The organism is Butyricicoccus sp. AM78-15b2TA (genome assembly GCF_027665985.1).
Classification (GTDB): Bacteria; Bacillota; Clostridia; order Oscillospirales; family Butyricicoccaceae; genus Agathobaculum; species Agathobaculum butyriciproducens.
Map to the genome: position 1 here is coordinate 1 of NZ_JAQEHY010000028.1, position 13,787 is coordinate 13,787.

Consider the following 13,787-nt stretch of genomic DNA (forward strand, 5'->3'; position numbering starts at 1 on the left):
GTCCGATGAAGTCAAGGGCAGCAACAAGGAAATCCTGAAAACCGTGATGAACGAGTCAGAGAAAACCATTCACTCATATATGAAAAAACTGCACGCAAATCTGCCGTTTGTGCGATATTCTGACTGCATCGCACGGATTGAAACCGTCAAACACTCCGCTACGAGGAAGAATATGCGGCTGCTGGTCGAAAAGCTGTCCGATTGCAAAAGTTATGCACAGGCTGTGAAAAACAGCGGGCTGTCCGAGAATAAGCTCCGAACCGTAAGAAAGCAATTCGAAAAACTGGGTGTGCAGCCGGTGACGATGTGCGATACGGCAGGAATTGATGAATTGAAATTTGTGTTGTAAATTGCAAACCCCATGCCTTGTTATTTAGCTGGGCATGGGGTTGTTTTTTCAAGGAGCCATTGCAGCTTTTGCGGTGAGATAACCAACATATGTATAGGATAGCATGAATTGCGGTGAAATGCGTTTCCACTATCTAAATCCATATCAAGGAGCTGATTTTCGATGAAATATATCGACTATCACAACATGAAAGAGTTTTGTACCATTGCTGAGGTCTGTCATTTATTCGAGATGGACAAGAAAGAATTACAGTATTATTCTGAAAAGTACAAAATTCCTCCGGAACAAAACCAGGACGGTGTCTATGGTTTCAGAAAAGTTAAGTTCTGCAAGCTGCATAACTTCATTTACAAGGAGCAGAAGTACGGTGCTTCTTCCGCTCCGCAGACACAGAGAAAGGACCCCTGGGCATGAGGAACGACGAAATTCTAACCGTCAAAGAAACGGCTGCCCTGCTCAAGACAACTCGCCAGCAGGTCCGCAAGATGATCGCAAACGAAGAACTCCCTGCCGTGAAGGTCGGCCGGGAGTGGAGGGTGCTGAAAGCGGGGATTGTGGAGTTTTTCGAAGAGCGAATTTGATATGCGAGCAAGGGAAAATTCGCTGCACGACACCGCATATTCATCCCATATTGACCCTGACGAAAAAATACGATATAGTTAAGGCAACACGATATAAGGGAGGACAATCAGGTATGGCACCGGATTTCAGTAGTGAAAAGGAACTGACCTTCACTCTACTCGGGGAGGAACAACCCAGTTTGTTATGGGGAGACGGCGCACGATTGATATTCGTACTTTACGGCTCGGTCAGTGTTCTTCTTCGCGGCCAAAGCGAAGTTTTATCACAGGCAGGCTTCTGTCTGGTCAATCCGCTGGAGCTGTGCCGCGTTTCCTGTGCTCCCGGAAGCCGGGCACTGATGCTGACCATTCCGCAGGATTATATTCACCTGTCCGGCTGTCTGACCGAAAGCCGCAGCTGCACAGCTGTCGATGCGCAAACCGCACCGCAGACTGTCTGCGATGAACTTCGCCGCCTGATGGCACAGACCGCACGTCTGTATTTCAATCGAAGCTCTCGGCAGCGGCTGAATGAGTCTGTCATGGCTCTGCTTCAGTTTCTGGAAAGCAGTTTCCCCTGCATCGAATACAACAGCAGCGAACAGCTGTCGTACGCTTCCATTGACCGCATCACTTACGTATTAAATTTCATTCATCATCACTGGGCAGAAAACATTTCAGTCGCACAGCTTGCTGAACAGATCTACGTCAGTCCTAACTACCTTTCTCGCTTTTTCAGCCGTTATCTGCATACAACCATCACGGACTATATCAGCAATCTCCGCATACAGCATGCACTGAGACTGCTCCGCGAGGAGTACACCTCCATCACCGAAACCGCTATGCGGACCGGTTTTCCAAACACATCGACCTTTATCCGTAAGTTCAAGCAGCAGTACGGTCTGACACCGAAGCAGTTCGAAAAGCAGCAGGCCGAGCGTGGTAAAGCCCTGTCGCAGAATACACTTCTATTCACGAAAGAGAGCGAGGATAACGATCTTTCATCTCTGTTTCGTTATTTGCCATTGGAAGATGCACCTGCATCTCAGAGCAAAACCGTTTATTCCTGCAAGGTCAGTGCCGCCGATACCGGAACGTCGGTACAGCCAATGTGGCGCCGATTGCTGAACTTCGGCTATGCACGCGAGGGACTTCTGGCCGCTGTGCAGCAGCAAATCAGCCGCGCTCAGCGTGACATCGGCTTTGAATACATTCGATTTCACGGCATTTTCGATGACAACATGCAGATCTATCAGGAAGATGAAGCAGGGCAGCCAAAGCCGAATTTTCTCTATGCGGATATGCTGACCGATTTTCTAGTCTCTCAAGGTTTCAAACTGTATATCGAACTGGGTCTTATGCCTTCTGCTCTGAAAAAATACGATATTTTCGTTCTCAACCGGATCAGCAATTTTTCCGTTCCTGCACAGTCGGAAAAATGGCATTTTCTGATCGTGCAGACGCTCCGTCACTGGATCTCGCGCTACGGACAGGAAACCGTCCGGACATGGCGTTTTACCGTCATGGGTATTCATGTGCCGGTATTTACCGACGTGTCCTATGAAGAATACTATGCGCACTACCGAAACAGCTGGGAGGCTGTGAAATCCGTTGATCCCGGACTTCAATTCGGCGGCCCGGGCGGTTTTGCCAGCATCGCATGGGATGCCGATATTCTGCCGGATTTCTTTCGGTTTACTGTGGAAAACGGATGCTTTCCCGACTTTATTACCACGCAGAACTATCCGCATCACAATGTAGAAACCGATGCAGAATTCATGCACACCTCTGTGGCTCAGGATTTTCTGCCTACAACACTCAGCGGCGACCGCCACTTTACCCGCAATCTGTGCGGCCGACTGTGCCACCTTCTGCGTGCCATTGACCGTGAGCAGACCCCTATCTGGCTTGAAGAATGTAACTCGACGATATGGCAGCGCGATCTTTCCGGTGATACCTGTTATAAGGCGGCATGGCTGTGTCACAGCATTGCAGAGAATTACGCAGCCGTTCAGGCATTCGGTTACTGGCTACTGACGGATTTCATTGAGGAACGCGGTGCATTTACACATATTTTCCACGGTGGCTATGGCCTTTTCACGTATAACGGCGTGCCCAAGGCCGGCTGGCAGGCACTCTGCCTTCTGCGCCGCATGGGAGATGCTCTGCTGGCCGCTGGCGACTGGTATCTCATAACGCGCAGCCGCACGCAACTGCATATTCTCCTGTTCCATTACTGCGATTACGATAGTCTGTACCGTCACCGCTACCGCCGCCTGAGTCAGCCTGCGGAAGCATACCGTGTGTTCCGCGAGGATAACGTCATGGAGGTACACCTTGAAATCAGCAGTCTGACACCGCAGCCTCACCAGATACAGCGTTCGGCCATCACCCGCGAGCAAGGCTCTTCTTTTGACCAATGGCTGCGCTGGGGTGCACCGAATGATCTTTCTGTTGATGACATCAGCCAACTGCATCTTGCAGCACAGCCCTCGTATCGTTCAGAACTAATAATGCCGGATGCACAAGGTGTATTTCACCTGCAAACCGAGCTTCAAATGCACGAAGTGCAGCTTTTCACCATTGAACTAAATAGCTGAAAGCACTCCTCTTGCACACTGACAAGTGCGATATCTGATGTATCGCATCTGTCAGTGTGATTTTTTATACAATTTATGTTGTATAAATAGTTTGTTTCTGTCTAAACATTTTTCATTTGCCGTCAAGTCCATAAAATCTGTGAAGAAAAATGTGTTTTTATGAAACAATCTGTATTTCTCCATGCGTATAAATCGCTATAATAAAATCATCAGCAATGTCCGGACCGCTGCAAGTTAAAGAGAAAAAGGTGGTATCATGTATCAAAACGTAACACTCCCGTTTGATGCCGCACATCCGTTGCAAGTTGCAAAACAGGGTACATTTGAACGATGGGTGGAAGTGGACGGTAAGCGTCGCCGTTATCTTGTACATATTCCGCACGGCTGCCGCGAGGCCGCTGCAGGTATTTTCATTCTGCCGCCCGACGGCTGGACGGCAGACGATCTGCTGAACAAAACGCACTGGCGATGGCTTGCGGAAGCCGAGCCGGAACGCAGCAGACCTATTCTGTTCTTTCTGGAACCCCAGAACGGTATCTGGCATACCGAGGAAGCGTACGGCTGCGCAGACGGCGATGTCGCCTATGTAGAAGCGATTTTCCACGAGCTGAGCGACCGGCACTGGTTCAATGTGCACGAGTCGTCCCTGTATCTATACGGTTGCGAAGAGGGCGCGGCGATCGCACAGATGTCAGCCATGTGGAACCCTGCGGCATATGCGGGTTTGTGCACCATTGATGCGGAGGTTTCGGATGATTATGCACAGAAGGCTGCACAGGACGCCTGTGTAAACCTTGATGGATTTGAGGACACCACACATCGCTGCGGTGTTCTGAAAAGCGATGTTCCTCTGCCGGTATGGATGATCTCTGACCGCACACAGTCTCCGGAAGCATTGCGTTTCTGGAAACACAGCATATGTGCCGACCACTGTGTACAGCTTTCCGGCGATACGGTCGCGTATCGCCGCACCGCCGCTGTTCCCCATCCGCACAATAACGAAATTGCGGCATACGAGGTATGGGAGAGCAGCTTGCCCGGCTGCGCACAACAGGCAGGCGACAGCATGCTGCACCGCATCTGGAACAGTTTTCTCAGCCGTCACCGCCGCTGGATGGGTGACGCCGGCGGCAATCTCCGGATGTATGCCGATCCGCTGTGTGACCGCCATGTGGAATATCACATAGAAAAGATTGACGGCTGGCTGCGCGAGTGGTATACCTATGTGCCCGAATGCGTCCGGCAGCAGCCCGGCAAGCCTGTACCTCTGGTCTTTGCCTGCCATGGCTACACCTGCAACGGCGCGATTTATATGGAGCATTCCGGCTGGAATCGTGTAGCGGAAGAAAACGGTTTCATCGTCGTGTATCCGACCGCAGGATATGGCCAGATGTGCACGGAAAATGCCTATTGCAGCAGTGATAATCTGCCGCTTCCTGCATGGAACATCTTCCACAAGGATACACAGCCGGAGGAATACTCGTTCTTCCGTTATCTGATTGATCGTACCGCAGCAGACTATCCTGTAGACCGCACACGAATTTTTGCAACCGGTCACTCGCTCGGCTCGCTGATGGTGCAGATGCTCGGACTCGCTATGCCCGAATGCTTCGCCGCCATAGCTCCCTGCTCAGGCATTCTGTTCAGCGGACTGGAGCAGGAACCCCTATCGCTGCCCGAGGTCGCGGCGCGGCGTGATACGCTACTTCCGGTCTGGATGTTCGGCGGCAGTGAAGAAGCCTTTCTGGTGCCGGATCGTCCTGTCGATGGCAACCGTACCGCCTATTCTCTCGAAGCATGGCTCCGACTGAACCGGATGGAGCCTGTTTCAGACTGGGCGGACGGTTGGCATCTGCACGAAGATCGCTGGGATGATCTAATCTACCGAAAAAACGGTATGCCTTTAGTCGGCTTCACCCGCGTGCAGGATATGCCTCACGCAACCACAGAAGAAATGTCCCGCCGTATCTGGAATGAGTTTTTCTCTCATTTTTCGCGGATAAACGGCGAGCTCGTATATCGTCAGAATGAGGTATAATATGATGAAAACTGAAAACAATCAGAGCAACCGTATCATCTCATTAGGAGAAAAAATCTCCTACGGAATTACGGAAATTGCCTGCAACCCAATGTACACGATTTTCTGCTCCTTCCTCGTATTCTTCTATACGGACGTCATCGGTGTAAACGCCGCATCGGTCGGTACGATCATCCTGATCAGCCGTATCTTCGACGGCTTCAGCGATATCATCGCCGGCAACATTGTGGAGCACACGCATGCCAGATCCGGCTCGGCGCGTCCGTGGATCCTGCGCATCGCTATCCCTCTCGGTATTTCCTATGTTGCGATGTTTACCGTACCGGACTGTGGTGAATGGGGCAAGCTTATCTACATTTTTGTTTCCTACAACGTTATTCAGAGTGTTGTCTACACCATGGCAAATGCAGCCATGAGCGCACTGCCGACTTATATGACCAATGACCGAAACAGCCGCTCCTCCTGCTATGCCGTGCGTCTTTTCATTGCCGCAGCAACGCAGACGGTTCTCTCCCTGAAATTCATGAACATCATTGAAGCTCTGGGCGGCGGTCAGCGTGCATGGATCAAGCTCGCCGCTATTCTCGGCACGATTGCAGCTATCGTATTCGCCATCGTTTACCTGACGACTCGCGAGACCGTAACCAGCGGCGGCGAAAACGGCGAAGACGTCCCGCTGCTTGTCGGTCTGAAGGCACTGATGCACAATAAATACTGGTTCTCTGTTCTCGCCATGCAGTTCTGCTGCGTGCTTCATCAGGTCACCACGCTGACAGTCGGCGTTTATTACGCAAAATATATTCTGAATGATGCGAAGCTGGTCGGCAACATCATCATGTATCACCATTTCCCCGCACTTGTGGTCATGCTGCTCGTGCCGATCGCGCTGGACAAGGGCGTTTCCAAGCGTATGCTGGCAATCTTGAGCGGTGTATCCATGCTGCTCGGCTCGCTGCTCTCTCTCGTATGCGCATCCGGCGTGCCGTTCATTATCTCGATGGGTCTACGAGGCATCGGTTTCGGTGCGTTCAGCAGCGTTATCTACGGCATGCTGGCTGATACGGTCGAGTACGGCGAATGGAAAACCGGCGTACGCACGCAGGCTATCAACGTTACGGCTAATGGCGTAGGTCAGAAAATCGGCAGCGGTCTCGGCACCGCAGCCTTCGGCGCACTGCTTACCATGTGCGGCTACAACGGCATGGCCGAGGTGCAGACCGCAAGCGCGGTAAGCTGCATCCGCATCATCTTCATCGTGGCGCCAATTGCAATTTACCTCGTACTGATCATTCTTGCATGGCTGTTCAAGCTGGATAAGCAGTTCCCGCAGATCCAGAAGGAGCTGGAAGAACGTCATCGCAAGACTATGGCAGACTGATTGGCCAAATTCCCTGCAAAATAACTCACCTTTTCTTCACCCCTCAATAAAACCGGCCCTCGGGCGTCAGAGTTCACACTCTGGCATCCGGGAGCCGGTTTGTTTTTGTATTGGAAATATTTTCAGAACGGTAATCTCGTCTGATATCGCACAACATTGCCGTGCGTGGATTTATTGGACACACCCTCGTCTGCGAAAAGGCTATATCGTCATGCGATTATAAATCTGGTGCATTAACACATCCAGGTTAATTCGTTCTCGTGCACTATAGTAGATAACCTGTTCTTTGGGCATATGAAAAATCTGACTGACGGATGATCGTTTGCGTTCCAGATTATCAATCTGTTCTCCAGTCAAATCTGTACTTTCCCGAGATGTCGGCTCCGCCTTATCTGCGCAGTTGATAGCTATTACTATTCTCGCGCGATAGGGTGACAGTTTTTCTCGAAACAGTGCCAAATCCCTCGTGTAATCCCGCATATCAGCGCGTAAAACATAGACGATGCAAAAGCAGTGGTACAGCATATTTTCGTAGAGTGCCAGATATTCGTTGTCTGTTTTCTCGGACTCAGCGATACCCGGCAAGTCACAAAAGGAAAGATAACGTGTCTTTTGCGCATTCAGTGAGTATTCTACGGTAAATGCATCTTTCGTACAGGCTTCTATATCACTTGTCTGCATTGCGTTATGCCCGGTCAGCGCATTGATAGTGGAAGATTTTCCATATCCGCTTTTGCCCATAAACAATACTTGATAATCCTCTGTTTTGCGGTCATCACGGTTAAATATGCGACCCGAATGACGGCGCAGCTCCTCCGGAAGGTGTTCTAAAAAGGGAAAACGAGCAGACAGCTTATCAAAATGATATTCGCGCGTTATTGTGATCTGCATCAATCAGAACCACCAGAGCAAATCACGAATAAAGTCTTTTGCGGTATCGATAACATCGATTACCTTTCCGATTACTTCCGCGCCCTTATCTACAGCATTTTCAATAATTTCGCCCACAGTTTCAAAGAAGCCTTTCTTGGCGTCTTCCTGCGCCTGAGCAGAAACATTTTCACGAGCAGCGCTGTTGACAATGGTAATTTTCTTGTCCTTCGGCATTGCAAATACCATCTCATCAATCAAGCGGACAAGATTGTACTTCTCACAGGCAGAAACCGGTATAATCTTGGATTCCGGAACAGAAAAACGAGTCGCTACATCGGTAACCTTACGCTGAATGTTCTGAAGCTGCTTTGGACCGGGTTCATGACCGCTTTCATTCCACTCACGGAACGGCTCGATTTTATCGCACTGATTGAGTACGAAGAAAAACACCTTGCCTTGCTCAACATGCGGTTTAACGATTTGCTTGAAGAAGGCCTCATCAGAAGACATGGCGCGGTCATCCGCCTTGATGACCCACAGTGCTACATCGAGTTCCGGAAGAATTTTGCTGTACAGCTGTGCGTATTCGCGATCGCGGTCTTCATTCTCGCCAGCACCCGGGACATCCACCAGAGTAATTTTCTTGCCGCCCATATGCAACAGAACCTCCTGCGGATTGCGCGTACAAGCCTCTACATCACTAATCTCACATACATCCTGACCGAACAGAGCGTTACACAAGCTCGACTTGCCAACACCGGTTTTACCAAATACACCAACTTTAGGTTCATAGTTCAGCACTTCATTGATGCGTCGGTTGATATTTTTGCGCTGTTCTTCCGTCGTCTGAATACCTTCCCTGGACAGGTTTTCAAACAAATCCTGATTGTTCATAATCGTTTCCTTCCCTTCGTAATTTCTATGAGCAGCAGGTTAAGCTATCTATAGATACTATTATACAATACCTATAGCATTTTGCGCAATACTAATTGTCGAGATAACCTAGTATCAAAGGGCAGGTGACGATGATGTATTGCGAAGTCAATGTAGGCGAGCGAATCCGATATTTCCGAAATTTACGCGGCTGGAGCCAGGAAACGCTGGCCTTACAGGCGGAAATCAACCCGGCTTTTCTCGGGCATCTGGAGCGCGGCCTGAAAAGCCCGACCATCAAAACGCTGGAGAAAATCGTGCGGGCGCTCGACATTTCACTGGCGGAGCTGTTCGCCGATCCGCAGCCGGTAGATAATGCAAAAGATGCCGTCATCGCACAGGTGTGCGACCAGATCCGCGACCTCCCGCTCGAAAGCATCGAGCGGATCAACGTGATCGTGCGGAATGTTCTGGCTATTGAACAGTAGTTTACAGGTATATTATAGCAAATAAGGTGGACAGAGATTGTCCACCTTTGATTTTATATAAAAAGATAGAGGAGTCTGCATACCGCAGACTCCTCTGTGAAAAAGAGTAGAGAGATGGATAGTGTCAAAAATTACTTAGCAGCCAGACGGCGAGCCTTAGCAGCCATGCGCTCACGAGTAACGTCGAGCAGTACGGCGCCGATGATAACCAGACCAAGAACGAGGTTCTGTACTGCCGAAGAAACGGACAGCAGGGAGAAACCGTTACGCAGAACAGCGATGATCAGTGCGCCGAGCATGGTACCAACCATGGTGCCCTTGCCGCCCATGAAGGATGCGCCGCCGATGATGCAGGCTGCGATAGCGTCGGTATCGTACGGCTGGATAGCGTTAACGCCGTTGCAGATACCGGAACGACCGATGGAAACGATACCAGCCAGAGCTGCCATGAAACCGGACAGGGTGTAGCAGAAAGTCAGCACGTTAGCGGAGTTGATACCGGACAGACGAGCTGCTTCCGGGTTGCCGCCTACACAGTAGATGGAACGGCCCAGAGCGGTCTTGGTGAGCAGGATGTGCATGATGATGTAGATAACGATTACTACGATGAAGGATACCGGGAAGCCGCCAAAGGTCTTGGAGCCCAGCCACATAACTGCATCGTTACCGGAGAAGGATACCATCTGAGAGTTGGTGATGATCAGCGCACCGCCCCACAGTACGTTCTTCATACCGAGGGTAGATACGAACGGATGCGGCAGGTGCAGACGGGTAAGAAGCATACCGTTGATCCAGCCGATCAGGGTGCCGCCAACGATGGCAACAACCAACAGCAGAACCGGGTTGTTCATGCCCTTGTTAACCAGCATACCGGCAAGGCAGGCAGCGAACGTTGCGTTCGCACCTACAGACAGGTCGATGCCGGCGGTGATCAGGCAGAGCAGCATACCGGTGGATACCAGTGCATTGAACGAGGTCTGCTTGAGAACAGACATCATGTTGGAATACTTAAAGAAGTTCGGCGAAGCGATCGCCAGAACTACACAAAGGATTACCAGTGCGCCAAAAGTACCAGCATAAGACATCAAACTGCTGGATTTCTTCGATTTAGTCATCTAATTTACCTCCCCAAGCTGCCTTCATAAGGTCTTCCTGATTGAAATGTTCGCTGTCACGGTCTACTTCGGCCATTACTTCGCCGCCGCGCATTACGATTACGCGGTCGGACATGCCGAGGATCTCAGGCATTTCCGAAGATACCATGATAACGCACTTGCCCTGCTTGACAAGGCTGTTCATTACATTGTACACCTCGACCTTTGCGCCGACGTCGATACCACGGGTCGGCTCGTCAAAGATAAAGATCTCTGCATCCGTGTTGACCCACTTGCCGATTACGACCTTCTGCTGGTTACCACCGGACAGCTGGCCTACGATCTCATCGATCGACGGGGTCTTGATGCGCAGCGACGCAATGTTCTGCTCGCCTGCCTCGAGAATCTTCTTTTCGTTCAGGAACAAGCCGGACGAGAAGCCCTTCATGTTAGCAAGAATCAGGTTGGTGCGAATGGTCTGAGCCAGTACCAGACCCTGTCCCTTACGGTCCTCGGTGAGGAACGCGATGCCATGCTTGATAGCCTGACGCGGAGACTTAATCGATACTTCCTTGCCCTTGATCTTGATCTTGCCGCTGTCGATCGGATCTGCGCCGAAAATCGCGCGCATAATCTCGGTACGACCGGCGCCGACCAGACCTGCAAAGCCCAGAATCTGTCCGCCGTATGCCTTGAAGGATACATTGTTCAGGACGCCTGCCTCAACAACGCTGTCAACCTCAAGCATCGGCTCCTTGGACTTGGTGCCGAATTCCTTCGGGAACTGGTTGTCCAGCGAACGACCTACCATTGCGGTGATCAGGGAGTCATTATCCCACTGATCGATCGGCTTGGTTGCGATGAACTCACCGTCACGGATAACCTCAACGCGGTCGCACAGCTCGAACAGCTCCTCCAGCTTATGGGATACAAAGACGATGCCGATGCCGCGTGCCTTCAGTTCACGGCACGTCTTCATCAGCTGCTCAACCTCTTTCTCGCCCAGAGAGGAGGTCGGCTCGTCCATAATAATCATTTTTGCGTTGATCAGAACCGCCTTTGCGATCTCGATCATCTGCTGTACGCCCATACCAAAGTTACCTGCCGGCTTGGTCGGATCTACGTCCTGACCGAGCGAAGCCATAACTTCCTTTGCCTTTTTGTGCATGGTCGGGTAATCCAGCAGAGTACCCTTTTTAATCCACTTGTTGATGAAAATGTTGTCAGTAATGCTCAGCAGCTTCTCAATGTTAAGCTCCTGATATACGCACGCGATGCCAGCCGCTGCCGAATCGTTCGGGTCCTTAAAATGCTGCTCGACGCCGTCTACGAAAATCTGACCCTCGTCTGCCTGATGTACACCAGTCAGCACCTTGATCAGCGTAGATTTGCCTGCGCCGTTCTCACCGATCAGGCCGAGGATCTCGCCCGGCTTGACGGAAAGCTGCATGTTTTTCAGAGCCACTACGCCCGGAAAACGCTTGGTCGCGTTTTTCAGTTCTACTACGTATTCACTCATCTTTTCACTCTTTTCTTTCACAAAATGAAGAAGCGGGCACACGCTTGCACATATGCCCGCCTGCTTTTATGGATCTGTGATGACAGAATTCGGTTTAGCCGTTTTGTTTCTTTTCAACGATCGCCTTCTGCTCTTCTGCGTTGTCGGCAGTTACGATAGAAGCGGTAGAAGCGATAAACTTATCAAGGGTCTTGCCGTTCAGTGCGTCAACTGCTGCCTGAACACCGCGGTAGCCTACGTCGTAGCCGTCAACAGCAACGGTCATGGTCTCCTGACCTGCAAGGATTGCATCGAGTGCTGCAACATTGCCGCCACAGCCAACGAAGATGGTGTTCTTGTAAGCTGGATAGGAAGCTGCTGCACGTGCAGCGCCGACGGCCATGTCGTCATTATTGCAGACAACGATCGCAATACCCTCCGGATGGCTCTGGATGATCGCTTCCATTGCGGTTACAGCTTTGTCGGATACACCGTCAGCGTACTGGGTCTCCGCATCCAGATAAGTGCCGCCAGCCTTTTCAACACCTGCCTTGTAGCCGCCCATGCGTGCTTCGGAGGTGGAGTCGCCCTGTACACCCGCAATACCAATTGCGGTGATGGTATCCCAGCCGGCTTTCTTGGCTGCTTCGACCGCAGCTTCGCCGCCCATAGAGGCCATAGCCTCGTTATCGAAGCCTACAAAGCTCAGAACCTTATCAGATTCGACGTTGGTGTCAATCGCAACGATCGGAATTTCCGCATTTGCGATCTGGGTTGCAACCGTCTCGGACTGCAGCGGTGCAACGACCATTGCATCCGTGCCGCTTGCACTCAGTACGGTTTCGATAATGGAGAGCTGTTCGTCATATGCGGTCTCCGAGGTCGCACCCTGTACATCAACCTCAACGCCGAGGTCCTTGCCGGCCTGCTCGCAGCCCTTGGCTACATAGGCCCAGTACTCGGAAGCCAGCGTTTTCAGAACAACGGTGATATGCGGATTCTCGGCAGAAGCGCTTGCACCGTTACCGCCGTCCGTCGATGACGAGGTATTGCCACCGCAGCCGGTCAGTGCGCCCAGAAGCAGCGCTGTACTAAGCATTGCTGCACCAATTCGTTTCGTCATCTTAGTCATTTTTATTTCCTCCTATCAGTCAGCACGTATGCTGTTTTCTCTTTTCTCTTTTCTCTGCTTTTACAGTCTGTAATCAGATACCTGCGGTTTTCTTGATATACTCGCGCGCCATTTTTGCGTATTCGAGCGGATTTGCCTTTGCCGGGTCCTGCTCGGCCTCTACGATGAACCAGCCCTCGTAGTGTGCATCGTGCAGAGCCTTGAATACGCCCGGATAGTCGACGCAGCCGTCACCCGGAATGGTGAAGCAGCCTTCCAGAACCGCCTTGCGGAACTTGAAGCCCTCGGCGTAAGCCTTTTCCATCATGTCGGGACGGATGTCCTTGAGGTGAACGTGGCCGATGCGAGGACCGAATTCCTTCGCCGCCTTTACGGCGTCCTCCTTGGAGAAGGTGAAGTGGCCGGTATCGAAACAGAGGTAAACATAGCGCGGATCGGTGTTGTCCATCAAGCGCTTGGTCTCCTCAAAGGTCTGAACAACCGTTGCCATATGGTGATGGAAGCACAGCTTGAAGCCGCGGTCAGCAGCAATCTTGCCCAGCTTGTTCAGGCCGTCGGTCAGCTTATCCCACTCTTCGTCGGTGGCGATCGGCTTGTTGTCACCGAACATCGAGCACTCCTCTGCGAACAGGCAGCGGGTCAGCTCGCATACGTTGATGCGGCTTGCACCGACAGCCTCGAGGAAGTCCAGCTGCTCGATAAATGCCTTTTCGTTCTCCTCGTAGGGGGTCGAGCACAGGAAGCTCGAGAACCACTGGGATGCAATCTTGATGCCGCGCAGGTCGAGTGCCTTGTTCAGTACGGCCGGGTCGGTCGGGAACTTGCCGCCAACCTCGGTGCCCTGAAAGCCTGCCAGAGCCGCTTCGGAAACCATCTGCTCGAAGGTCAGCTCGCCGCCGAGCTG

General features: G+C 51.5%; 13 protein-coding genes. 7 read left to right on the plus strand and 6 right to left on the minus strand.

Annotated elements, in window-relative coordinates; all coding sequences use genetic code 11:
- The 6 genes from PGS25_RS14680 to PGS25_RS14705 form a co-directional block, all read left to right on the plus strand.
- On the plus strand, positions 1–349 hold a 349-nt coding region (locus tag PGS25_RS14680; RefSeq protein ID WP_270419269.1), incomplete at its 5' end, for a hypothetical protein.
- Between the two features lie 162 nt (positions 350–511).
- Positions 512–763: a MerR family transcriptional regulator gene (locus PGS25_RS14685; protein ID WP_270419271.1), complete on the plus strand. Its 252-nt coding sequence runs from the start codon at positions 512–514 to the stop codon at positions 761–763.
- A complete protein-coding gene (locus PGS25_RS14690) occupies positions 760–930 on the plus strand; it encodes a helix-turn-helix domain-containing protein (protein ID WP_270419272.1) in 171 nt (56 codons plus the stop codon). The genes PGS25_RS14685 and PGS25_RS14690 overlap by 4 nt, the downstream gene beginning before the upstream one ends.
- Before the next feature lie 113 nt (positions 931–1,043).
- Positions 1,044–3,509: a GH39 family glycosyl hydrolase gene (locus PGS25_RS14695; protein WP_270419274.1), complete on the plus strand. Its 2,466-nt coding sequence runs from the start codon at positions 1,044–1,046 to the stop codon at positions 3,507–3,509.
- Between the two features lie 256 nt (positions 3,510–3,765).
- The gene (locus PGS25_RS14700) at positions 3,766–5,547 is read left to right on the plus strand and encodes an alpha/beta hydrolase-fold protein (protein WP_270419276.1); all 1,782 of its coding nucleotides are present in this window, start codon (positions 3,766–3,768) and stop codon (positions 5,545–5,547) included.
- A gap of 1 nt (position 5,548) precedes the next feature.
- Positions 5,549–6,925 (plus strand): MFS transporter, encoded by a 1,377-nt coding sequence (locus PGS25_RS14705; protein WP_270419278.1) that lies wholly within the window; start codon positions 5,549–5,551, stop codon positions 6,923–6,925.
- 201 nt (positions 6,926–7,126) lie between these two features.
- Here PGS25_RS14705 and PGS25_RS14710 read toward each other — a convergent pair whose 3' ends face one another.
- Both PGS25_RS14710 and PGS25_RS14715 read right to left on the minus strand, forming a co-directional pair.
- Positions 7,127–7,816: a GTPase family protein gene (locus PGS25_RS14710; RefSeq protein ID WP_270419280.1), complete on the minus strand. Its 690-nt coding sequence runs from the start codon at positions 7,814–7,816 to the stop codon at positions 7,127–7,129.
- A gap of 3 nt (positions 7,817–7,819) precedes the next feature.
- Complete coding sequence (locus PGS25_RS14715; RefSeq protein WP_270419282.1) at positions 7,820–8,692, minus strand: GTPase family protein; 873 nt, start codon at positions 8,690–8,692, stop codon at positions 7,820–7,822.
- A 131-nt stretch (positions 8,693–8,823) separates the two neighbouring features.
- On the opposite strand from PGS25_RS14715, the gene PGS25_RS14720 reads away from it, so the two are divergent.
- Positions 8,824–9,159, plus strand: a complete 336-nt coding sequence (locus tag PGS25_RS14720) for a helix-turn-helix domain-containing protein (protein ID WP_202183410.1) — start codon at positions 8,824–8,826, stop codon at positions 9,157–9,159.
- Between the two features lie 131 nt (positions 9,160–9,290).
- Here the strand turns inward: PGS25_RS14720 and PGS25_RS14725 are convergent, their stop codons facing one another.
- From PGS25_RS14725 to iolE, 4 genes are all read right to left on the minus strand, one after another.
- Positions 9,291–10,274: an ABC transporter permease gene (locus PGS25_RS14725; protein WP_118479114.1), complete on the minus strand. Its 984-nt coding sequence runs from the start codon at positions 10,272–10,274 to the stop codon at positions 9,291–9,293.
- Positions 10,267–11,772, minus strand: coding sequence for a sugar ABC transporter ATP-binding protein (locus tag PGS25_RS14730; RefSeq protein WP_118360288.1), 1,506 nt, complete (start codon positions 11,770–11,772; stop codon positions 10,267–10,269). The genes PGS25_RS14725 and PGS25_RS14730 overlap by 8 nt, the downstream gene beginning before the upstream one ends.
- Before the next feature lie 94 nt (positions 11,773–11,866).
- A complete protein-coding gene (locus tag PGS25_RS14735; RefSeq protein WP_270419284.1) occupies positions 11,867–12,883 on the minus strand; it encodes a sugar ABC transporter substrate-binding protein in 1,017 nt (338 codons plus the stop codon).
- Between the two features lie 73 nt (positions 12,884–12,956).
- The coding region (iolE, locus tag PGS25_RS14740; RefSeq protein WP_270419286.1) for a myo-inosose-2 dehydratase at positions 12,957–13,787 on the minus strand (831 nt) is incomplete at its 5' end.